Source organism: Nocardia sp. NBC_01499 (genome assembly GCF_045040275.1).
Lineage (GTDB): Bacteria > Actinomycetota > Actinomycetes > Mycobacteriales > Mycobacteriaceae > Nocardia.
In genome coordinates this window covers 8,829,038-8,852,084 of record NZ_CP109426.1, presented here as the reverse complement: position 1 = coordinate 8,852,084, position 23,047 = coordinate 8,829,038, and the positions used below count along the sequence as shown (strand labels likewise).

The 23,047-nt window shown below is 66.8% G+C and carries 16 protein-coding genes; 6 read left to right on the top strand and 10 right to left on the bottom strand.

Annotated features, from left to right (window positions below; translation table 11 throughout):
* Positions 1-61 precede the first annotated feature (61 nt).
* The 4 genes from OG203_RS40315 to OG203_RS40300 all read right to left on the bottom strand — a co-directional run bounded on the left by OG203_RS40315 (position 62) and on the right by OG203_RS40300 (position 7,612).
* Positions 62-631 carry a hypothetical protein gene (locus OG203_RS40315; RefSeq protein ID WP_405162443.1) on the bottom strand — a complete coding sequence of 190 codons (570 nt, stop codon included), beginning with the start codon at positions 629-631 and terminating at the stop codon, positions 62-64.
* 602 nt (positions 632-1,233) lie between these two features.
* On the bottom strand, positions 1,234-4,269 hold the full coding sequence (gene uvrA / locus OG203_RS40310; protein WP_405162442.1) for an excinuclease ABC subunit UvrA: 3,036 nt from the start codon (positions 4,267-4,269) through the stop codon (positions 1,234-1,236).
* Between the two features lie 168 nt (positions 4,270-4,437).
* Positions 4,438-6,543: a glycogen debranching N-terminal domain-containing protein gene (locus tag OG203_RS40305; RefSeq protein WP_405162441.1), complete on the bottom strand. Its 2,106-nt coding sequence runs from the start codon at positions 6,541-6,543 to the stop codon at positions 4,438-4,440.
* Positions 6,544-6,562: 19 nt separating this feature from the next.
* Entirely contained in the window at positions 6,563-7,612 is a 1,050-nt protein-coding gene (locus OG203_RS40300) for a glycosyltransferase (RefSeq protein ID WP_405162440.1), read from the bottom strand.
* Positions 7,613-7,941: 329 nt separating this feature from the next.
* Between OG203_RS40300 and OG203_RS40295 the strand changes: the two genes are divergently transcribed.
* Complete coding sequence (locus OG203_RS40295) at positions 7,942-8,577, top strand: response regulator (protein ID WP_405162439.1); 636 nt, start codon at positions 7,942-7,944, stop codon at positions 8,575-8,577.
* Between the two features lie 8 nt (positions 8,578-8,585).
* A complete protein-coding gene (locus OG203_RS40290; protein WP_405162438.1) occupies positions 8,586-9,785 on the top strand; it encodes a sensor histidine kinase in 1,200 nt (399 codons plus the stop codon).
* 5 nt (positions 9,786-9,790) lie between these two features.
* Here the strand turns inward: OG203_RS40290 and OG203_RS40285 are convergent, their stop codons facing one another.
* On the bottom strand, positions 9,791-10,564 hold the full coding sequence (locus OG203_RS40285) for a sigma 54 modulation/S30EA ribosomal C-terminal domain-containing protein (protein ID WP_405162437.1): 774 nt from the start codon (positions 10,562-10,564) through the stop codon (positions 9,791-9,793).
* Positions 10,565-10,708: 144 nt separating this feature from the next.
* On the opposite strand from OG203_RS40285, the gene OG203_RS40280 reads away from it, so the two are divergent.
* Complete coding sequence (locus OG203_RS40280) at positions 10,709-12,445, top strand: GAF domain-containing protein (protein WP_405168155.1); 1,737 nt, start codon at positions 10,709-10,711, stop codon at positions 12,443-12,445.
* 41 nt (positions 12,446-12,486) lie between these two features.
* Here the strand turns inward: OG203_RS40280 and OG203_RS40275 are convergent, their stop codons facing one another.
* Positions 12,487-13,632, bottom strand: a complete 1,146-nt coding sequence (locus OG203_RS40275) for a beta-ketoacyl synthase N-terminal-like domain-containing protein (protein WP_405162436.1) — start codon at positions 13,630-13,632, stop codon at positions 12,487-12,489.
* Between the two features lie 256 nt (positions 13,633-13,888).
* Here OG203_RS40275 and OG203_RS40270 point away from each other — a divergent pair, with 256 nt between their 5' ends.
* Both OG203_RS40270 and OG203_RS40265 read left to right on the top strand, forming a co-directional pair.
* Complete coding sequence (locus OG203_RS40270; RefSeq protein WP_405162435.1) at positions 13,889-15,235, top strand: diguanylate cyclase domain-containing protein; 1,347 nt, start codon at positions 13,889-13,891, stop codon at positions 15,233-15,235.
* Positions 15,236-15,523: 288 nt separating this feature from the next.
* The gene (locus tag OG203_RS40265) at positions 15,524-17,812 is read left to right on the top strand and encodes a HelD family protein (RefSeq protein ID WP_405162434.1); all 2,289 of its coding nucleotides are present in this window, start codon (positions 15,524-15,526) and stop codon (positions 17,810-17,812) included.
* Between the two features lie 133 nt (positions 17,813-17,945).
* Here OG203_RS40265 and OG203_RS40260 read toward each other — a convergent pair whose 3' ends face one another.
* The 3 genes from OG203_RS40260 to OG203_RS40250 all read right to left on the bottom strand — a co-directional run bounded on the left by OG203_RS40260 (position 17,946) and on the right by OG203_RS40250 (position 20,293).
* Positions 17,946-18,398 carry a universal stress protein gene (locus OG203_RS40260; protein ID WP_405162433.1) on the bottom strand — a complete coding sequence of 151 codons (453 nt, stop codon included), beginning with the start codon at positions 18,396-18,398 and terminating at the stop codon, positions 17,946-17,948.
* Positions 18,399-18,879: 481 nt separating this feature from the next.
* A complete protein-coding gene (locus OG203_RS40255; RefSeq protein WP_405162432.1) occupies positions 18,880-19,293 on the bottom strand; it encodes a DoxX family membrane protein in 414 nt (137 codons plus the stop codon).
* A 109-nt stretch (positions 19,294-19,402) separates the two neighbouring features.
* Entirely contained in the window at positions 19,403-20,293 is an 891-nt protein-coding gene (locus tag OG203_RS40250) for a DUF6597 domain-containing transcriptional factor (RefSeq protein ID WP_405162431.1), read from the bottom strand.
* Positions 20,294-20,366: 73 nt separating this feature from the next.
* On the opposite strand from OG203_RS40250, the gene OG203_RS40245 reads away from it, so the two are divergent.
* Positions 20,367-20,837, top strand: a complete 471-nt coding sequence (locus OG203_RS40245) for a VOC family protein (RefSeq protein WP_405162430.1) — start codon at positions 20,367-20,369, stop codon at positions 20,835-20,837.
* Between the two features lie 17 nt (positions 20,838-20,854).
* Here the strand turns inward: OG203_RS40245 and uvrB are convergent, their stop codons facing one another.
* On the bottom strand, positions 20,855-23,047 hold the full coding sequence (gene uvrB / locus OG203_RS40240; RefSeq protein ID WP_405162429.1) for an excinuclease ABC subunit UvrB: 2,193 nt from the start codon (positions 23,045-23,047) through the stop codon (positions 20,855-20,857).

The following is a 23,047-nucleotide window of genomic DNA, read 5'->3' as shown; positions in this document are numbered from 1 at the left end:
TTAAACTTCCCTATTGAACATCGCAATAGGGAAGTTTAAGGAAGCATGAGCGAGGCAGGTGTCACACCACACTCTGTGGCGGGTTCACGGTGACGGTGTCGATGTGGCAGCGGCGGCCGTCGGTGGTTGTCGGCGCGGTGATGGTTCCGCCGGTTCCGGTGTAGGTGAGTTCCGGGCTGAGGCAGCTTTGCTCGGCTGCATTCTGGAAGGTGATTGTGGTGTCGGAGAAGACGAGTCGGTTGGGGATCGTCGCGTTGTCCCAGGGCTCGATCGCGAACAGGGCCATGTTCTGGGCCTGCTTGCCCATATTGATGGAGTAGCGCACCGAACCCGATTTTCCGGTAATGGTTTGCGTCCAGACGCCGGTGGCCTGGTCAAGGGCGATGTCTATGTCGAGGGCCTCACCGACCTTCAATGACATCGCCCGGCCGGAGTGACAGTCGGCGTAGCTGGGGTCTTTGGAATAAACGTTGACGTACTGGCCGGAAATCCACCAGGTCGAGTAGGTCGGCGGCTGCTGCACGGGGGCGCAGGCATCACCCCAGGTGAGCACGGGCTGCAGGACGCCGAGACCGATCGGGTAGTAGTTTCGGCCACCCTCGCGAGGCTCGAGGCCTGGCCACAAAAACATTGTTCCCACCCTGGGAGGTTTCGGGGGGACCGTGAAATGCGTCTGCAGCCGGACCATTTCGTTGGCGGCTGGAATCTTGAAATAGATCCGCGACTGCTGATCCGGCTGAAGTGGTATCGGCTGTGTTCTCGGCGCCATCGATCCGGGCGGCGCCGGAGTGGTCGGCGGCTCCGCGAACGAACTGGGCATGGCGACGAAACCCGTTGCCAATATTGCGATTACGACCGTGACGAAGCGACGAGCCGTGGCTCTGCGTATGAGACTCATACTTGCCCATGAAATCACACGGAATTACTCGAGCGAACGAGATCAACTGGGGATAACAAAAGCGCTGCCCAGCCTTCCCCAATCCCCTTCCCCCAAAAGGAATTACCGGGTACAAAACAATTCAACCAACCGCAGCCCGCATACCTGCATGATCCTTCGTGGTTGAACACTGTGCAAAGAACCAAAATAGATGTGCAATGTGCAACACAGGGTCGCCGTCCAACCGCCAACTGGGCCGCGACCGAGATCGGCGGGCCCGCACGAACGACATCGCGCCCTGGCCAGCTAGGGCCAAGGCGCGATTCGTGCTCGAAAGCTGTTCGCTCGCTGAATGATCAGCGCAGGGCGGCGGCCTTGCGCGCCAAACGTTTGGTGGCGGTTTTCGCAGCGGCTTGCGCTTCGGTCGGCTTGTCGGCCACCGCCTTGGTGGCCTTTTTCGCCGGAGCCTTCTTGGCAGGAGCCTTGGTTGCCGACGCCTTCTTCGCGGCGACCTTCTTCGCCGCCTTCGGCGCACCCGCCTGTTCCAGCGCCTCCCGGAGGAACTGCCCGGTATAACTTTCGGCTACGGCGACAACATCTTCCGGCGTTCCCTCGGCAACGACCATGCCACCACCGGACCCGCCCTCGGGACCCATATCGATCACCCAGTCGGAGGTCTTGATGACATCCAGGTTGTGCTCGATGACGATGACGGTGTTGCCCTTGTCGACCAGACCGTTGATCACCTTGAGCAGCTTGCGGATGTCCTCGAAGTGCAGGCCGGTGGTCGGCTCGTCGAGGATGTAGACGGTGCGACCGGTGGAACGCTTCTGGAGTTCGGCGGACAGCTTCACCCGCTGCGCCTCACCACCGGACAGCGTTGGCGCGCTCTGACCGAGCCGCACGTACCCGAGCCCGACATCCACCAGCGTCTTCAGGTATCGATGAATCGAGCTGATCGGCTCGAAGAACTCGGCACCCTCCTCGATGGACATATCGAGAACCTCGGCGATGGTCTTGCCCTTGTAGTGCACCTCGAGGGTTTCCCGGTTGTAGCGGGCACCGTGGCAGACCTCGCACGGGACGTACACGTCCGGCAGGAAGTTCATCTCGATCTTCAGCGTGCCGTCACCGGAGCATGCCTCGCAGCGACCGCCCTTGACGTTGAACGAGAATCGGCCCGGCTGGTAGCCGCGCACCTTCGCCTCGGTGGTCGACGCGAACAGGGTGCGGATCTTGTCGAACACACCGGTGTAGGTCGCGGGGTTGGAGCGCGGGGTGCGGCCGATCGGCGACTGATCCACCTGGACCAGCTTGTCCAGGTCGTCGAGCCCCTTGATCCTGGTGTGCCTGCCCGGCACCTGTCGCGCGCCGTTGAGCTTGTTCGCCAGCACGGTCGCCAGGATGTCGTTGACCAGGGTGGACTTGCCGGAACCGGAAACGCCGGTGACCGCGGTGAGCACGCCGAGCGGGAAGTTCACGTCGATGCCGCGCAGGTTGTGCTCGGTCGCGCCGACCACGGTGAGCAGGCGCTTCCTGTTGATCGGACGGCGAACGAGCGGCAGCTCGATCCGCTCACGACCGGAAAGGTATGCGCCGGTGAGCGATTCGGGTTCGGTGAGCAGCTCCTGATACGGACCGCTGTGCACGACACGGCCGCCGTGCTCACCGGCCAGCGGGCCGATATCGACCACCCAGTCCGAGGCGCGGATGGTGTCCTCGTCGTGCTCGACGACGATCAGCGTGTTGCCGAGATTGCGCAGCCGGGTGAGGGTTTCGATGAGCCGCCGGTTGTCCCGCTGGTGCAGGCCGATGGACGGTTCGTCGAGCACATAGAGCACACCGACCAGGCCGGAGCCGATCTGGGTCGCGAGCCGGATGCGTTGCGCCTCACCGCCGGACAGCGTCGCCGCGGCCCGCGAGAGCGACAGGTACTCCAGGCCGACATCGAGCAGGAAGCCGAGCCGGGCCTGCACCTCTTTCAACACCTGCCCGGCGATCGCGGCCTCGCGCTCCCCCAGCGTGAGCGAGTTCAGGAAATTGGCGCAGTCCCCGATGGACAGGTCGCTGACCTCGGCGATGGACTTGTTGTCGCCGCCGGCGTTGATGGTGACCGCGAGGATTTCCGGGCGCAGCCGGGCACCGTTGCAGACCGGGCACGGCACGTCGCGCATGTACCCGTCGTAGTGCTCCTTCATCTGCTCGGACTCGGTGCTCTCCATGCGCCGCTGCAGGAACGGCATCACGCCCTCGAAATCGGCGTAGTAGGAACGCTTCCGGCCGTACCGGTTGGTGTAGGAGACGTGCACCTGGTCGGAGCTGCCCTCGAGCACGGCCTTGCGCGCCTTGAGCGGCAGGTCTTCCCACGGGGTCTTCATCGAGAAGCCGACGGACTCGGCGAGCCCGGACAGCAGCCTGGTGAAGTACTCCGCGGTCTGCCCGCGCGACCACGGCGCGATGGCGCCGTCGTTCAGGCTGAGCGCCGGATCTGGCACCACCAGGTCCGGGTCGACCTCCTTGCGAATGCCGAGGCCGGAGCAGTCCGGGCAGGCGCCGTAGGGCGAGTTGAACGAGAACGACCGTGGTTCGAGGTCTTCGATGTCGAGCGGGTGCCCGTTCGGGCAGGCCAGCCGCTCGGAGAAGCGGCGCTCCCGGTCGTGCGCGTGCTCGTCGCGATCGACGAAGTCCAGCACCACAATGCCGTCGGCCAGCCGCAGCGCGGTCTCGATCGAATCGGTGAGGCGCTGTTTGGAATTCGTCTTGACGGACAGGCGGTCGACGACCACCTCGACGTCGTGCTTCTCCTGCTTCTTCAGCTTCGGCGGGTCGGTCAGCGGATACACCACGCCGTCGACCCGGACCCTGGAGTAGCCCTGCGTGTTCAATTGGTCGAAGAGATCGACGAATTCGCCCTTGCGGGTGCGCACCACCGGCGCGAGCACCTGGAACTTGATGCCCTCCTCCATGGCGAGCACCTGGTCGACGATCTGCTGCGGGGTCTGCTTCTCGATCAGCTCGCCACACACCGGGCAGTGCGGGGTGCCCGCCCGCGCGTACAGCAGGCGCAGGTAGTCGTACACCTCGGTGATGGTGCCGACGGTGGAGCGCGGGTTGCGGTTGGTCGACTTCTGGTCGATCGACACCGCGGGCGAGAGGCCCTCGATGAAGTCGACGTCGGGCTTGTCCATCTGCCCGAGGAACTGCCGCGCGTACGCCGACAGCGATTCCACGTACCGCCGCTGGCCCTCGGCGAAGATCGTGTCGAACGCCAGGCTCGACTTGCCGGAGCCGGACAGTCCGGTGAACACGATGAGACTGTCGCGGGGCAGGTCGAGGTCGACCCCCTTCAGGTTGTGTTCCCGAGCTCCGCGCACAGTGAGGCGTTCCGCCACCAGGTGAGTCCCTTCTCGATCGTGTTCGGGTGAACCGACAAACGGCTCCAGACGTATCCGGCCGTCATGCTAAACACACCCACCGACAAGTTTCGCTCGCGCGGGCCGTACCAGCTACAACAGCGCTCGCGCCGACGATATTGCGACGGGTTCCGCCAAGGGTCGGAGCTAGGTCCGCCGCAGGTCTCCGGACAAACCGCGGACCTGCCAGCCGTCCGCGTCGACGGTGACCGACAGCACGTCCGAGCCGACACGCAACCCGCCTACCCGCAGCGGCAGGTAGCGAGCGGGAACCACCGGTGCGACCGACAGCACCCCCTCCGGAACGCTCGGTTCCAGTCTCAACAGCGTACGCAAAAACAGCAGCGGCGCGGCAGCGGCCCATGCCTGCGGCGAGCAGGACGTCGGATAGGGCACGGGGATGTCGAATTCGGCGCGGTCGAAACCGCAGAAGAGTTCGGGCAGCCGGTAGCCGAATCGGGTCGAGGCGTCGAGCACGGCGGAGACGACGCGGTTCGCGTGGTCGGTGAAGCCGTAGCGCATCAGGCCGGCGGCGCAGATCGCGTTGTCGTGCGGCCAGACCGAGCCGTTGTGATAGCTGACCGGGTTGTAGGCGCCCATCGAGGTGGCCAGTGTGCGGATCCCCCAGCCGCTGAACATCTCCGGTGCGAGCAGGTGGTCGGCGACCCGCTCAGCCTTGTCCTCGTCGATGATCCCGGTCCACAGGCAGTGCCCGATATTGGAGGTGAGCGCGTCGATCGGCTGCTTGTCCCGGTCGAGCCCGATCGCGTACCAGCCGCGGTCAGGCAGCCAGAATGCCTCGTTGAAGGCGGTTTTCAACTGTGCGGCCTTGGTCCGCCAGCGTTCGGCGGCCGGGTGGTCGCCGGTGCCTGCGGCGAGCGTGGCGCGGGCGAGATACGCGGCGTACACGTAGCCCTGCACCTCGGCCAAGGCGATCGGTGCCTCGGGCAGCGTGCCGTCGGCGAAGTTGACGCCGTCCCAGGAGTCTTTCCAACCCTGGTTCGCGAGGCCGTGTTCGGCGGCGCATTGGTATTCGACGAAACCGTCGCCGTCCGCGTCGCCGTAGCGCTCGATCCATTCCAGTGCGCGATCCGCGTGTGGCAGCAGCTCGTCGCGGATCCGCGCGTCCAGTCCCCACCGGTACAGCTCGCCGAGCAGCATCACGAAAAGCGGGGTGGCATCGGCGGTGCCGTAATACGCGGTGCCACCGCCGAGAAGTTTCGTCGCCGCCCGGCCGAACCGCACCTCGTGCGGTATCCGGCCCGGCTGCTCCTCGGTCGCCGCGTGCACTCGCGCCCCTTGCAGGTCGGCCAGGCTCTGCAGCGTGCCGACGGCGAGCCTGCGGTCGAGCGGCAACACCATCCAGGAGGTGAGCAGCGAGTCACGGCCGAACAGCGCCATGAACCAGGGCGCGCCCGCGGCGACCACCGCGCGTTCCGGGTGGTTGGGGTCGAAGATGCGCAGCGCGCCGAGATCGGTGAGGGTGCGTTGCAGCACCGAGGCGAGGGTTTCGTCTTCGGTCTGCACGGTCGGCGAGTTCGCGTACCACTCGCGCAGTCGTTGCGCGGGGGCGCTGCGGTTCACCGGGGTGCCGCATGGGTAGCGCGGCGGCGCGGGGTCGGTGCCGAGAGCGGGCAGGTACTCGATGCAGGCCGACCATTCGCCGCGCCCGGGAAGGGTTGTCTCCCAGCATAATTCGCGATCCGTCGCGGTGGCTCCGCGGCCGCTGACGGTCACCGCGACGCCCAGCTCGGCACGGCTGATCTGGATCGCACCGTCCATCGCGCGCGCCGCGGTGACCACCTCGTGGTCGTGGCCGATGCGGCCCTCCTTGACCTCGAAGAGGTCGGCGAAATCGGCGTCGAGTTCCAGCCGGATCGTGCACTCGAGAGGTGCGCCGGAGAGGTTGCGCACCACGAGATCTTCGCGCATACCGTCGCCGACATGCCTGCCGATGATCACCAGCGCGGTGCTGTCGGCGGTACCCGCCCGTGGCGCGGTGCGGGCGAGCAGCGTCGCGCTGTACGGCTCGTCGTAGCGAACCGTGAGCGGTTGTGGTTCCATCCCGTCGACGGTCAGTCGCCAGTGCGACAGCACCCTGGTGTCGCGAACGAACAAGCCCGCCGGGCGATTCGGACTGATCGCCCCGCTGACGTCACTGATGCAGAAGGTCGAGCCTTCTACGAGGGTGACCCCGGCATTGATCGCCGTCGGCGCCTCCGTATCCGAGCCGTCGCCCCATGGATGGGTCACGACATTGCCCAGGGCAAACTCACGCCACCGTGGTGGGCGCCATGACCCGGGTCGACCGTTGCGCCAAGATACGGCGATACAGCCGCTCGTGATCGCGTGCCATCCGCAACCTGCCGAACCGCCGCTCGGCGACCGCGCGGCAAGCCCTGCGATCGATGGTGTGCACCTGATCGAGGGCGTCCACCATCTCATCGACGTCGCGGCACAGGAATCCGGTCGTGCCGTGGTCAACGATTTCCGGGGCCGCGCCGTTGGGGAACGCGAGAACCGGTGTACCGCAGGCCAATGCCTCGGCCATCACGAGGCCGAAGGGTTCTGGCCATTCGATCGGATTGATCAACGCGTCGGCGTGGCGCACCAATTCGACCCGGCGCGCGGTCGGTTCCTCGCGCGGTTCGGGGTCGTCGGGGCCCATCAGTGGACGCACCCGCTCAGTGTAGTAGCGGCGCTCCTCGGGTTCGCGCATCTTGGTGATCATGAGCAGCTTGCGTCGGGCGAGCCTGGCGATCTGCACCGCGCGGTGCACGCCCTTCGTTTCGTTCATCCGGCCGACGAAAACCACGTAACCGCCACCGCCAGGGCCGTATCGGTGCGCGTTCAGGTCGATGCCGTGATGGATCACCTCGGCGATCGGCACGCTGCCCGCCAGCCGGCGTTGCGCCTCCGAGATCGCGACGATGCTGGCGTGGCGCGCCATCGAACGGAACAGTTCCTGGCGCATCTCCGAGAAGGGACCGTGGTTGGTGGCAACCACCGGCGGACCGTTCTGGATGGCGCCGACGAACGGGCCGAGCGAGGTGTGGTCGTGGATGATGTCGACGTCGGCCAGCGTCTCGTAGGCCGCGAGCACGTGCATCAGCTCGGCCTCACCGACGCCGATCTGCGCGGTCGGATGGTCGTAGAGGGAGTATCGGCGCACCGGGCAGGTGGATTCGCCCACCGTGAACAGGTGCACGTCGTGGCCTAGCGTGGCGAGACCGACCGAGAGATTGCCGACCACCGCTTCGGTGCCGCCGTAGGCGGGCGGTGGTACCGGGACCCATGGCGGGACTATCTGCCCGATCCTCATGGGAGCCTGCGTTCTTCGACGCCGGGCCCTTCCTCGGTCGGGCCCCAGTGCGCGCCGCAGCCGCCGCAGCGCATCAGGACATCGGGTAGTTCGTCGAAGCTGTCCGCTCCGCAGGCCGGACAGGCACGCGGCGATCCGAAAACCGCGCTGAAATCTAGTGTCGCTGAATATGTCATCGCTCGAGTTCCCACGTACATATGAGCCTTATGGCTCCGCTGCCCAGGGCCCCTCTGGTTGACTTCATTGCAAGCTTACCCGGAACCTCGTTATCTACCCGTGGTATTCGTGGGGCTGCTTTCGTCCGGTTAGACGGCGACAGGGAGGCCGACGTGCTCGAGGTGTTTCTGGTCGATGATCATGAAATCGTCCGGCGCGGTCTGATCGATCTGCTGGAGGGCGACCCCGAGCTGACGGTGATCGGCGAGGCGGGTGATGTCGCGCAGGCGATGGCCCGAATTCCCGTGCTACGCCCCGATGTCGCGGTGCTCGACGTCCGGCTGCCCGACGGCAACGGCATCGAGCTGTGCCGCGACCTGCTCGCCGAGGTCGAGGGGCTGCGCTGCCTGATTCTCACCTCGTATACCGACGAGCAGGCGATGCTCGACGCGATCCTGGCCGGGGCCAGCGGGTACGTCGTGAAGAACATCAAGGGCATGGAGCTGGCCGCCGCGATCAAGACGGTCGGCGCCGGCCGTTCGCTGCTGGACAACCGGGCCGCCGCCGCGCTGCGGGCCCGGCTGCGCGACGGCGCACCGGACGACGACGGACCGCTGGCCGGGCTCACCGAGCAGGAACGCAGGCTGCTCGCGCTGCTCGGCGAGGGACTCACCAACCGGCAGATCGCGGCACGAATGTTCTTGGCGGAGAAGACGGTGAAGAACTACGTGTCGAGGCTGCTTGCCAAGCTCGGCATGGAGCGGCGTACGCAGGCGGCGGTGCTGGCCAGCAAACTCGGCGAGCGCTGACCAGCGACATGGCCGACGCCGTGCCGCACCCCGTGTTCGACACGCTGCGCACCGTCGTCGACACCGCGACCCGCATCGCGATCGACAACGCCAGGCTCTACGAGTGGGCCCGCACCAGACAGGCGTGGATCGAGGCGACCAGGGACATCGCCACCGAGTTCCTGGCCGGCACCGAACCGGATCGGGTGCTCGCGCAGGTGGTCGAGCACGCGCGCACGCTGACCAGGTCCGAGCAGGCGATCCTCGCGGTGGTCGAATCCGGCATCCCACCCGAGGAGGCCACGGAACTCGTTGTGGCGCAATGGTCGCGGGCGAGCGCGCCGGACGAGGGGCAGACCGTGCGGCTCACCGACACCGCCGCGGGCAAGGCCTTCGCCGAGCGCGCGGCCGTGCAGCTGACCGACGCGCGCGGCATGGATCTCGGGGCGCCGGTCGACGCGGCCGGGCCTGCGCTGATCCTGCCGTTGCAGACCGCGGGGGTGGTGCTCGGCGTGCTGATCGTCGTGCGCGCGCCCGACTCCGCGCCGTACTCCGACGAACTCGTCGCGCTCGCCGCTGCCTTCACCGATCAGGCCGCGCTGGCCATGCAGCTCGCCGAGGCGCAGCGCAGGGCGCGCGAACTCGATGTGCTCGCCGACCGCGACCGGATCGCGCGCGATCTGCACGACCACGTCATCCAGCGGGTCTTCGCGGTCGGCCTCGGCCTGCAGGGCATGGCGGCGCGGGTCGACGATCCGCAAGTCCGGCAACGACTTTCGGACGAGATCGACCGGCTGCAGGAGGTCGTGCACGAGATACGGACGACGATCTTCGACCTGCACGGCGGCGCGGGGGCCTCGCTGCGACTGCGGCTGGAGGACGCGATCCGGCAGCAGACCGAGGCGACCCCGATCCGGGCGCGGCTGCGCGTCGACGGGCCGCTGTCGGTGGTCGGTCCCGCACTGGCCGATCACGCGGAAGCCGTTGTGCGCGAATCGGTCAGCAATGCGGTGCGGCACTCCGGCGGTGACACGGTGACGATCGAGATCACCGTCGCCGACGAGTTGACCATCCTGGTACAGGACAACGGCTCCGGCGTGCCGGACGACGTAATCTCCAGCGGCCTGGCCAATCTCGCGCAGCGAGCGACCGAATCGGAGGGCCGGTGCAGCATCGAGCGCGCCACGTCCGGCGGGACGCGGGTGCACTGGTCGGCACCGCTGACCTGAGCCGATTACGCCGGTTCGACGAGGCTCAGATCACCGTCGTAGCGGCGGTATAGCAGGCGGCCGCGGCCGCTCGCCTGGTCGGTGAAGAACAGGAACGGCAGGCCGTGATGGCACAGGACGTGCGCGGCCCGTTCTTCGTCGAGGATGGGCGCCGGTTCCGAATCCACGGTGAGCGGTAGCAAATTCACCGCCGGCGGGCCGACAACCGTCGCGTCCTGACGGAAGAGCCGGACGCCGAGCGGGTCCTGCCAGGCCACCGCGGCCTCGGTGCCCGACGCGCTGTCGATGAACAGGTACGCGTCGTAGTCCATCGCGTCCATCACCGCCGTTGCCTCGGCGGGGGTGCCGGTGAGCAGCTCGCACTGCTTGCGGCGCACGATCGGGCGCGGCTCGGTGACCTTGGCCAGCGGCGGACGGGCTGGATCGGGCCAATCACGCGACTGGGTGGTCGCGAGGCGGGCCAGCTGCCGGTCCAGCCGTTCGGCGGCGAAGGTGACCGCGAACCCACCCGGCCCGGTCACCTGTACGCGGGTGGCGACGGTGCGGCAGCGAATGTTGGCCTGCACCACGGTCGCCTCGCCCGCCGTCGCCGGCGCGGTGACGCGCACCCTGGTCGCCGCGTCGAGGTGGTGTCGTCGCAGCACCCGGCCGATCGCCCGGACGGCCCGCGTCACGTCCACGTCCGGCACCGCGCCGAAAGTGGTCACGGCTAGATCGAGATCGCTTGCGGTGAACCAGTGTTGTGGTGACGACATATGCAACAGCCCCGACGACTTCATCCGACACGCCCTGCCTTCGATATTCGATCCCGTCGCCCCATGTCATCATCGCAATGCGGTGGCGAACAGGGCCGAAAGTCCCCGAACGGCGAACTAGACTGGGACAAGGCGCAGTTCGCGCGCTCGCTACCAGGGGAAGCCGATATGACCGACGATCGCGGCAACGATCCCTATTCGTTGCGCGACACCCTGTCGCAACTGCGGCTGCGCGAATTGCTCAGCGAGGTCAAGGAACGCGTCGAGCTCATCATCGATTCGCGCGACCGAATGGACGGTTTGGTCGAGGCGATGCTGGCCGTCACCTCGGGCCTCGACCTGGACGAGACGCTGCGCACCATCGTGCGCACCGCGATCAGCCTGGTCGACGCCCGCTACGGCGCGCTCGCGGTGCGCGGCCACGACCAGCAGGTGGTGCAGTTCATCGATGAGGGCTTCGACGACGAAACCCGCAGGGCCATCGGACGATTGCCGGAAGGGCACGGTGTGCTCGGCGTCGTGTTCAACCAGTCGAAACCGCTCCGGCTCGACGAGCTCGCGAATCATCCTGCCTCCGTTGGCCTTCCGAAACACCACCCGCCGATGCACACCTTTCTCGGTGTGCCGGTGCGGATTCGCGGCGAGGTGTTCGGCAGCCTGTACCTGACCGAGAAGGCGGGCGGGCAGCCGTTCACCGACGATGACGACGTGCTGGTGCAGGCGCTCGCGGCCGCAGCGGGTATCGCGGTGGACAACGCGCGGCTCTATGAATCGGCGCGCACCAGGCAGGCGTGGATCGCGGCGACCCGCGATATCGCCACCGAGTTCCTGGCTGGTACCGAGTCCGATCGCGTGCTCGCGCACGTGGTCGAGCACGCGCGCACGCTGACCGGTTCGCATCAGTCCTTCCTCGCGGGACCGGTCGACGAGCCCACCGAGCTCTGCGTCACCCAATGGTGCGGTCCCGGTGCGGGATTCGAGGGCACGACCGTGCCCACCGAGGGGACCGCGCTCGGCAAGGCGTTCACTCGCCGCACCCCGCTGCGCTTCGACGACGCGGACGCGGTCAGCCTCGGCCTGGCGCTGCCCGACGCGGGACCGCTGCTGATCCTGCCGCTGTGCACCCCCGACACCACGCTCGGCGTCTTGACCACGGTGCGTCCGGTCGGCGCGGCACCGTACTCCGACGAGCTGGTCGAGCTGACCGCCGCGTTCACCGACCAGGCGGCGCTGGCCATGCAGCTGGCCGACGCGCAGCAGCGGATGCGCGATATCGACATCCTGGCCGATCGCGATCGGATCGCGCGCGATCTGCACGACCACGTCATCCAGCGACTGTTCGCGGTCGGCATAACGCTGCAGGGCGCGGTCGCACGGGCTACTGTTCCCGAAGTGCGCCAACGCCTTTCGACCGTGGTCAACGACCTGCAAGAGGTGGTGCAGGAGATCAGGACCTCGATCTTCGACCTGCACGGCGGCAACGGCAACCCGCTGCAGCAGCGGCTGGAGCACGCGATCCGCCAGCAAACCGCCGAAACCCCGTTGCGGTCCACCTTTTCGGTATCGGGCCCGCTGTCGGTTTTAGAGGCCGAGCTGGCCGATCACGCCGAAGCGGTGGTGCGCGAGGCGGTCAGCAATGCGGTCCGGCACTCGGGGGCGGATACTGTCGCGGTGGAGATCAGCGTCGACGACGATCTGACGATTGTGGTGACCGATAACGGCTGGGGCATTCCGAATCACGTGGTGCGCAGCGGACTACGGAACTTGGAGCAGCGGGCGGAGAAGTCCGATGGGCAGTTCGTCATCGGTGCCGCCGGTAGCGCGGTCGGTGCCGCCGAGAACGCGACGGACGACGGCGCGGCGATGCCGGGTACCCGGCTGTGCTGGTCGGTGCCGCTGCCGTGAACGAGCGCAAGCGGGTGAACCGAAGCGATGTGACCGCTGAGTCAGTCGACCGGCCCGAGTACGACGACGGAATTGTTGCCGCCCATGCCCAACGACAGTTTCGCGGTGATGCCGCCCTCGAATGGCTGCGGCCCGTCGAGCAGGCGCGGATGCGCGGGCGCGACGATGGGCGCGGCGGGCACGATGCCGCGGTCGTAACCGAGCGCGGCGGCGGCCACCTCGACCCCGGCTGCCGCGCCCTGGCAGTGGCCTGCCAGCGGTTTGAGCGCGTAGACGTGCGGCTGGTCGCCGAACATATTGGTCAGCAGGTCCCGTTCCGCCTCGTCGCATTGGCGGGTGCCGGTGCCGTGCGCGTTGAAATAGCGCACGTCGTCGGCGGTCACACCGGCGTTGTCGAGGGCGCGCCTGGTGCATTCGAAGATCTGCTCGTGGGTGGGATCGATCGACACCACGTGATAGGCGTCATTGGTCATGCCGCCGCCGAGCACCGCCGCGTATGGCCGTTGCACCGAGCGGCTCAGCACGAACGCCACCGACGCCTCGCCGATGCAGAAACCGCGGCTGCCCTGCTGGAACGGACGACAGGCATCGAGCGGTTCGGTGTCGGCCACCGAGGCGCCGAGGCGGACGAAGTGGTCGACCATGTCGGGCGTGCCGGACATGTCGGTGGCGATGCAGACCACGTCGTCGGCGATGCCGGCGTCCAACCACAGCTGCGCGGTGATCAGCGCGACATTGGCCGAACTGCACGCCGCGGACACGTTCATGGCGGGGCCGTGGAAGCCGAACTCCTGCATGAGCACCGAGATCGGGGTGGACGGGATCAACCGCATGTAGTCGCGGGGTCTGCGGTGGCCGTGATCGACGAGGTAGAAATCGCGCCAGTTGACCACGTCGCCGAGCACGATCGCGTGCAACAAACCGACCGTCCTGCCCGGTTGCCAGCCGCGCGCCAGCGCATCCGTGATCGCCTCTCTGGCCGACTCGTGCATGGCCCGCCCGTACCGGCTCGTGCTGACCGCGTTATCGCCACCATCGGGCACCAGCGACACCCAGGCATCCTCGTCGCGACCCGGCCCGTACCCCGATTGCACGGAGGCGGCCGACTTCCCGCTGAGCAGTCCCTGCCACAGCGCGTCCCGTCCCCAGCCATACGCGGTGACGGCACCGATCCCGGCGAACGTCATATGATCTTGATGCTGTTGTCGGTTGTTCGGGTTGGCGCCCGGCATAGCATCGCTCCTTCACCGATTCCTTGGTCGAACTGCGATCGACCAGTTAATCCTTAGAAAACCGGTTCTGTAATGATCACCAGACAGTGCCCGATTAAGTGCCCGAACTGTGATCGAAGCAATAGCGTCGACGCTGTGATGTTCTGCACGTCGATACCAGAATAATCCCATGTCCCAATGGCCATAATCGGGTCGACGATCGGGGGTTCGAGTGGGTGAGGACAAGGTAGCCGCAGCGGTCGACGCCGCCGAGCAGCTAGCTGAGCGCTACCGTTCTCTGGTCGAGCACACGCCCGACGGCATCTGTGTGCACGAGCGCGGCATCGTGGTCTACGTCAATCCCGCAACTGTGCGTTTGCTGGCTGCCGAGAGCGCCGACGAATTGATCGGCAGACCGCTTACCCAGTTCGTCCATCCCAGCTCCGTTCCCGGGATGCTGGAGCGAATCAGCCACCTCACCACCAAGGGCGCCGCCTCCGACCCGACCGAAATGGTGCTGATCCGGATGGACGGCGTCCCGATACCCGTGGCGACCGTGTCGGTGCTCACCGCCTGGCACGACCACCTCGCCTACCAGGTGGTCATCCACGACCTCACCGCCCAGCGCCACGCCGAGGCCGCCCAGCACCTGGCCGAACAGCACTTCACCACGGTCGTCTCGCAATTGGAGGAGGGCGTGGTGGTGATCGATCCGGAGGGCCGCATCGAGTCGGCCAACCCGGCGGCCATGCGCATCTTCGGCAACGAGGGCTCCGACGACGAACTCATCGGCAAGACGATCCAGTCGCTGCCACTGACGCTGCTCGACGCGAACGCGCAGCCGCTGTCGCCGACCCGCCATCCGATCGCGCGCACGCTGGCCACCGGCGAGACCATCACCGGCTACGTGTTCGGCGTCGACCGTGCCGACGGGCAGCGGCGCTGGCTATCGGGCAGTAGCCGCCTGCTCAATCCCGGCGACCGTCGCTCGTCCGCGGTCTCCTCGTTCGCCGACATCACCGAATTCCGGGCCAGCAGGCGGCAATTGGAGTATCAGGCGACGCACGACTCGCTGACCGGACTGGCGAACCGCTCACTGATCCTTTCCCAGCTGGCAGGCGCGCTGGCCACCAGCGAGGACCTGCCGGTGTCCACCGTGCTGTTCATCGACCTCGACGGGTTCAAGGCGATCAACGACACGCTCGGGCACGCCATCGGCGACACGGTGCTGCAGATCGTCGCGCAGCGGCTGCAGCGCGCGCTGCGCAGCGACGATATCGTCGGCAGGCTCGGCGGCGACGAGTTCCTTGTGCTGCTCTCCGGTGGCACCCGGCGGGTGGATATCGACGCGCTGGTTGCCCGGCTGCGTTCGACGATGGCCGAGCCGATCATCGCGCGCGGACATCGGATCGAGGTGAACGCCTCGATCGGCGTCACCCCGCTCGCCGTCGGCGACCGCCGCACCCCGGAGGCCGTGCTGCACGATGCGGACCTGGCGATGTATCGGGCCAAGCCGTCCGGGCATCGCGAGGGCTCGGCCAGCTTGAGCCGCAGACCGAACAGCACCCACGCTTCCTGACGGTTCGATCCATGATTGTTCAAGTTTTTCGCGCAGCGCCGGAATACCCGCGGTGCACGCGACTGTTGCACCACTTCTATGACCAGTTCCCGGTGGTCGAGCACAGCACACCAGTAACCGTTGCGCACAACGGTGCCTGGCGGGCGGCACGACACCGGGTACACCTGCGGATACGGCGACCCCGCCGCAATCGCAGTAGACTCGACAACCTTGTTTTCCGAACGTTCGCGCGCGTATTGCCCTGCGTGTGTACCGTTCGCTCGGCTCATCGCGGTGAAGGAGTTCAGTTTGCCCGACCTCACTCAGGACCGTGCCACCCGTGACGGCGCGCCCGAGCTGACCCGCGAGACCGAACAGGAACAGGCGTACCTGTCGGTGCTGTACGACCGGCTCGACGAGATGCGCGACTACGCGCGCAACCGGTTGCGCACCGTGCTGCTGGAATCCGGCGGCACCCCGCAGGCTCGCAGCGAACGCGAGTCGTTCAGCCAGCTCTATAACGAGGATCTCGCGAAATACGATGCGGCAGAACACGGTCTGTGTTTCGGCCGGATCGATCTCGACGACGAATACCGCTACATCGGCAGGCTCGGCATCCTCGACGAGAAGGACGACTACGAGACGCTGCTGCTCGACTGGCGCGCCCCGCTTGCCCGCCCGTTCTACCTGGCCACCACCGCGGCACCGGACGGCGTGACCAGGCGCAGGCATATCCGCTCGCGCAACCGCACCGTCACCGCGATCAACGACGAATACCTCGATCTGGATGCGGCCAGGCAGGCGGGCGCGGCCGACGGCGACGCGGGAGTCGGTGCCGAGAGCGCGCTGCTCGCCGCGTTGAACGCCGCGCGCACCGGGCACATGAACGACATCGTCGAGACCATCCAGCACGAGCAGGACGCGATCATCCGCTCGGAGCACAAGAGCGTGCTTGTGGTGCAGGGTGGGCCGGGCACCGGCAAGACGGCCGTCGCGCTGCACCGCGCCGCCTACCTGCTCTACACCTACCGTCAGCAGCTGGCCAAGAGCGGCGTGCTGATCATCGGACCGAACGCCACCTTCCTCGACTACATCGGCCAGGTACTCCCCTCGCTCGGCGAGACCGGTGTGTTGTTATCAACCATCGGCGACCTGTACCCGGGCGTGAAGGCCACCCGTGAGGATTCGTTGCGGGCGGGCGAGATAAAGGGCTCCCTAAACATTCTGGAGGTGCTCAAGCAGGCCGTGCGCGACCGGCAGGAGGTGCCGACCGCACCGGTCCGGCTCAGCTTCGACGGCTACCAGGTCACCCTCGATCGCAAGATCGCCACCCGGGCGCGTGGCCGGGCCCGTTCCTCGCGGCGTCCGCACAACCTGGCCAAGCCGATCTTCACCAGCGCCGTGATCGACGCGCTCACCGAACAGCTGGCCGAGACCATGGGCTCGGATCTGTCCGGTGGGCCGAGCTTGCTGAGCCGTACCGATATCGCTGAGATCCGCGATGAGATGCGGGCCGACCAGGAGATCCAGCAGGCCATCGGCAAGCTGTGGCCGCTGCTGTCCCCGCAGGACGTACTCGCCGATCTGCTGGCCGACCCCAAACGCCTCGACCGCGTCGCGAGCAGTCTCCCGGCCGAGGATCGGGCCGAGCTGGCGCGACCGGACAACGGCGAATTCAGCGCCGCCGACGCACCGCTGCTCGACGAGCTGGCCGAGCTGCTCGGCGTGGACGACACCGAGGAACGCGAACGCTCCCGGCGCCGCTGGCGCGCTCAGCTGGCCGAGGCGCAGGACGCGCTCGACATCCTGACCGGTTCGGCGCCACAGGATCTCGAAGACGAACTCGATCCGGAAATCCTGATGGCCTACGACCTGATCGACGCGAGCCAGCTCGCCGAACGCCAGAACGTGCGCACCAGCCAGACCACCGCCGAGCGCGCCGCGGGCGACCGCACCTGGACCTACGGGCACGTCATCGTGGACGAGGCGCAGGAGCTGTCGGAGATGGCCTGGCGAATGGTGATGCGGCGCATCCCGAATCGCTGGATCACCGTGGTCGGCGATGTCGCGCAGACCGGCGACCCGGCGGGCGCCTCGTCCTGGCAGCGGGTGCTGGAACCGTATGTGGCCAAACGGTGGAAGCTCACCGAGCTGACCGTGAACTACCGGACGCCCGCCGAGATCATGGACGTGGCCGCAGACGTGCTCGCCGCGATCGATCCGTCCGCGTCCGCGCCGCGCTCGGTCCGCGACAGCGGCAACCCGCCGCGCGGATACCTGGTCACCGCGAACGAGGTGCGCGACCAAGTCGCGAAGCTGGTCGCCGAGGAAACCGGGCCCGGCACCACCGCGGTGATCGCGCCGCACCCGCTGATCGAGGAGCTGTCCGAGCTTGCCGATGAATCGGTGCGGGTGCTGACCGTGCACGACGTGAAGGGCCTGGAGTTCGACGCGGTGTATCTTGTTGAGCCGCAAGCGATCCTGGATGAATCACCACGCGGCCTCAATGACCTGTACGTCGCGCTGACCCGCGCGACACAGCGACTCGGCGTAGTACACAGCGCGGACCTGCCCGAGGTGCTGAGCGCGCTGACCTAACCACCCACCCGTCCGAGGGCCCCTTTAGGCGGCCACACCGACAAAAGGCGCCCTTCAGTCGAGTGAACGGTCTCGACTGAAGGGCGCCTTTGTGGTCGGTCTGCTGTGTCGAAGGGGGCCTTCGGGAGGACAGCTAGCGCGTTGTGTGCACGATCAGGACGTCCGAGCGGGACTTGCGGGCGACGTCGGACGGGACGGAGCCGAGCAGGCGGCCGGTGAGGGTGTTCAGGCCGCGGTTACCGACGACGAGCAGGTCGGCGTCCACGTCCTTGAGCAGGGTGAGCAGGGACTCGACCGGCTCGCCGACCACGGCGCGCTCGACGATGTCCTTCGCGCCGGCTGCGACGGCCTTGTCCCGCGCGGTGCGCAGGATCTCGCTGGTGGGGGCGGACCCGCGCACCTGGTAGGCCTCGTCCTTGAGCACGTCCGCGGCGGCGGCCACGTCGCGATCGTCGGTCGGGTAGTAAGCACACGCGATGACCAGGGTCGCGGCGGACACTCCAGCCAGCGCGGCGGCCTTCTCGACGGCGACGTACGACGAGTCCGAGCCATCAGTACCGACAACAATGGTCCGGTAGGCGGTCATTCTCTCCTCCAACTGTGCGTGGTCAGATGCCTGACGCCCGGTACACATCAGAACGTGCCCCGGCGCAGCGACTTGGGTCGACCCTAGCGGCAAACAGACCGGAAATATCAGAAATCGCAGCAGATCACATCGGGGGTGTCCTTGCATTGGCGCCACATGTTCGCCAGGAAATGCGGTAGGGCATGAGCAACCAGGGCCGACACAATTGTCAGGTGCCGAAACTGTGATCAAGCACAACGCCGATGAACGGTCTTGTCTCCCTGGGATATTCGTCACATACCAGCGGGGATCGAACAGACATCGGCCCGCCTCGGCGCGGAAATCGCGCACCGGGACGGGCCGAGGCGAGCCTGGGACTAGCGTGCCATTACGGCCACTGCTGGTAGTTCGCCCAGAATAAGCCCAGAATCGCTCCGATGATGTCCATGCCTTCCTCTCCCTGCAGTAAAAAGGACGCGCAATATTAGCGCGGGAAGCACGCTCAGAGGTTGAAAAGCGGTCCGGTGATGGTCAATCCGAGGCAGCTGTCATGGGCGAAGAACGCGAACAGCATCAACGAGGCACCGGCGAGCGCCAGATTCTTGTTGAAGTTGATCATGTCCGCCTGTTTGGCCTGCGGATCCGACACCTTCCAGAACTGATGCATCATCACCGCGGTCAGCAGGAGCAGCACCAACAGCACCAGCGAGCCGAGATCGGCCCATACGCCGAGCAGCACGCTCAGCCCGCCGAGACCGAAGAGCGCGCCCGAACCGAGCACCGACAGCTTCGCCATCGGCACGCCCTTGCTCGCCGTGTAGCCCGCCATCTGTTCGGTCTGCGTGAAGTGCCCGAGCGCGGAGCTCAGGAACAACACCGAGAACAACACCCGTCCGATCAACACCACAACATCCATGTCCAGCTCCTCATTTGGCTGACGGTAGGTAGTGCAACATTCAACTAGGGAGCTGGGAGTTACCCTTGTGCCCCGCAGTCGAATGGTCGAATACGGTCGGCCCCAGCAACTATGTCCCGGTCGGAATGACCTTTGCAGTGACCTCGTTGCGCGAGCGTAGCGAATTCTTGGCGTATTCCAGTGGAGCCATTCCGACTTCCGCGGTGAACTCCCGCGAGAAGTGCGCCTGATCGAAGTATCCCAGTTCCGCGGCCAATGTGGCGAGATCTTCGGTACGACCGCGCGCGAGTAGTTCGGCGCCGTCCTGCAGGCGATACCGGCGCAGCACCCATTTGGGGCCGGCGCCGACGTAGCGCCGGAACATGCGCTGCAACGTACGCGTCGGTATGTCGAACCGATCGGTGATCTGATCGACCCTGGTCAGGTCCTGGTCCTGTGCCATTGAGTCGATGATGCGCAGCACCAGGTGGTAGGTCGGATCGTCGGCGGCGGGGCGGGCGGCGAAGAAGTCCTCGAGGATGGCGCGGCGCTGCTCGTCGGTGGGTGCGTCGAGGACGCGTTCGGTCAGGCCGTGCGCGTCGGGCATGACCTCGGTGAGTTCGACGACGGTGTCGCGGAACGAGCCGACGTCGAGCCCGGTGCAGGCGCCGAAGCCGCCCGCGCGGAAGCGCACGCCGAACGTCTCCCCCGCGCCGCTGAGCTCCCTGACGAATTTGGTGGTGCACACGCCGTTGACGAAACCGCCTGTGCGGGTTGCGGATCGCTCGAAGGTGACGTTCACGCTCGGGTAGGACAGCACCTCGGCCTGGTACGGCGGCCTGCCGCGCAGGCCCCAGCGCACCGACCAGTACCACTCGACGAATCGGTCGACGGCGGGCCCGGCGGGTAGTCGAGCGAGCGAGCGGAACTTGGCCTGTTCGTCCGGGTGCAGGATGCCGGTGGTGTCCGCGGGAGCCACCGGATTCCGGGGTGGCGGCGCGAAATCAGTGCCGCCGGACATGATTTCGCTCCCGCTCGGCGCCGTGTCGCGTTCTTACAAGACCAGAAGCACCCACCCGACCAGGATTGATGTCATGACAGACACCGTGAATCCCATTGCCGAGGGCTACCACTCCATCACCTGTTTCCTCGCGGTCGGCGACGGCAACAAGGCCATCGATTTCTACTCCGCCGTCTTCGGCGCGGAGGTGATCAGCCGCAACGACATGCCCGACGGTCAGCCCGCACACGCCGAACTCAAGATCGGCGACTCCACCCTGCAACTGGGCATGCCCATCCCCGATAACAACGTGCTCGCCCCGAACGGCGAGTGGGTACACACCTCGATCGTGCACTACTGCCCCGACGTCGACGCCGTCATCAAGCGCGCCATCGAGAATGGTGCCCGCAGTGCCGAAGAACCCCAAACCTTCGTCACCGGAGACCGTTTCGGCGTGGTACTCGACCCCTTCGGTCACCGCTGGGCTGTGCTGACCAAGGTCGAGAACGTCTCCCGCGAGGAAGCCGAGCGCCGTGTCAACGAGTGGATGGCCACCCAGAGCTGACGCCGCACCTCCGGTACTCAACTCAATCCGGCGGCGTCCATGCCGCGCAGTTCCTTCTTGAGATCGGCGATCTCGTCGCGCAGTCGGCCTGCGAGCTCGAACTGGAGCTCGCGGGCCGCGTTCATCATCTGCGCGGTGAGTTCCTTGACCAGGTCCGCGAGTTCGGCGCGCGGCATCGACTTGATGTCGCGGTCCTCGTAGACTCCGGCGCTGACCGCACGGCCCGGCTCGCCCTGGGCGCGGCGGCCGCGGCTGGAGTTGCGGCCGGAGCCGCCGACCGCGACCTCGGTGTCGTCGGCCTCCAGATACACCTGGTCGAGGATGTCGGCGATCTTCTTGCGCAACGGTTGTGGGTCGATGCCCTTCTCCGTGTTGTAGGCGACCTGCTTGGCCCGGCGGCGATCGGTCTCGTCGATGGCGTGCCGCATCGAGTCGGTGATCTTGTCGGCATACATGTGCACCTCGCCGGACACGTTGCGCGCCGCGCGGCCGATGGTCTGGATCAGGCTGGTGCTGCTGCGCAGGAAGCCTTCCTTGTCCGCGTCGAGGATCGCGACCAGCGACACCTCGGGCAGGTCGAGGCCCTCGCGCAGCAGGTTGATGCCGACCAGCACGTCGTACTCGCCGAGCCGCAACTGACGTAGCAGTTCGACGCGGCGCAGGGTATCGATCTCCGAGTGCAGGTAGCGCACTCGCACACCGAGTCCGAGTAGATAGTCGGTGAGATCCTCGGACATCTTCTTGGTCAGCGTGGTGACAAGCACCCGCTCGTCCTTCTCGGTGCGCTGCCTGATCTCGTGCACCAGGTCGTCGATCTGCCCCTTGGTCGGCTTGACCACGACCTGCGGATCGACCAGGCCGGTCGGGCGGATGACCTGCTCGACCACCTCGCCACCGACCTGGCCGAGTTCGTACGGACCGGGGGTGGCGGACAGGTACACCGCCTGACCGATCCGTTCGGCGAACTCCTCCCAGGTGAGTGGGCGGTTGTCCACCGCGGACGGCAGCCGGAACCCGAATTCGACCAGGTTGCGCTTGCGCGACATATCGCCCTCGTACATGCCGCCGATCTGCGGCACCGTCACGTGCGACTCGTCGATGACGAGCAGGAAGTCGTCGGGGAAGTAGTCGAGCAGCGTCGCGGGCGCCGACCCGGCCGGGCGGCCGTCGATATGCCGCGAGTAGTTCTCGATACCGGAGCAGAACCCGACCTGCCGGATCATCTCCAGGTCGTATTGAGTCCGCATGCGCAGCCGCTGAGCCTCGAGCAGTTTGCCCTGCCGTTCCAACTCGGCCAGCCGCACCTCCAGCTCGGCCTCGATGTCACGCACCGCGCGCTCCATCCGCTCCGGACCCGCCACGTAGTGGGTGGCCGGGAAGATGCGCAGCATGTCGACCTGGCGGACCACGTCGCCGGTGAGCGGGTGCAGGTAATACAGCGCCTCGATCTCGTCACCGAAGAACTCGATGCGGACCGCGAGTTCCTCGTAGGACGGGATGATCTCGACGGTGTCGCCGCGCACCCGGAACGAGCCGCGGGTGAACGCCATGTCGTTGCGGGTGTACTGCACGTCGACAAGCAGCCGGAGCAGCGCGTCGCGATCGACCTCGCCGCCGACCTCGAGCTCCACCGACCGATCGAGATAGGACTGCGGGGTGCCGAGGCCGTAGATGCACGACACCGACGCGACGACCACCACGTCGCGGCGCGACAGCAGGCTCGACGTCGCCGAGTGCCGTAGCCGCTCGACATCGTCGTTGATCGAGCTGTCCTTCTCGATGTAGGTGTCGGTCTGCGCGATGTACGCCTCGGGTTGGTAGTAGTCGTAGTACGAGACGAAGTACTCGACGGCGTTGTTCGGCAGCATCTCGCGCAGCTCGTTGGCCAGCTGCGCGGCGAGGGTCTTGTTCGGGGCCATCACCAGCGTCGGGCGCTGCAGCCGCTCGATGAGCCAGGCGGTGGTCGCTGACTTGCCGGTGCCGGTGGCGCCGAGCAGCACGACGTCGCGCTCCCCCGCCTTGATCCGGCGTTCGAGCTCCTCGATGGCGGCGGGCTGGTCACCGGCGGGCACGTGCTCACTGACCACCTGGAAGCGCGCGTCGCTGCGCTCGATATCCCCGACCGGACGGTGCTCGGAGTGGGCGAGCGGTGTCTCGCCCGCGACCCTCTCCTCGTAGCCTTCCGTCGGAATCTCGGTTGCGAATGCCAT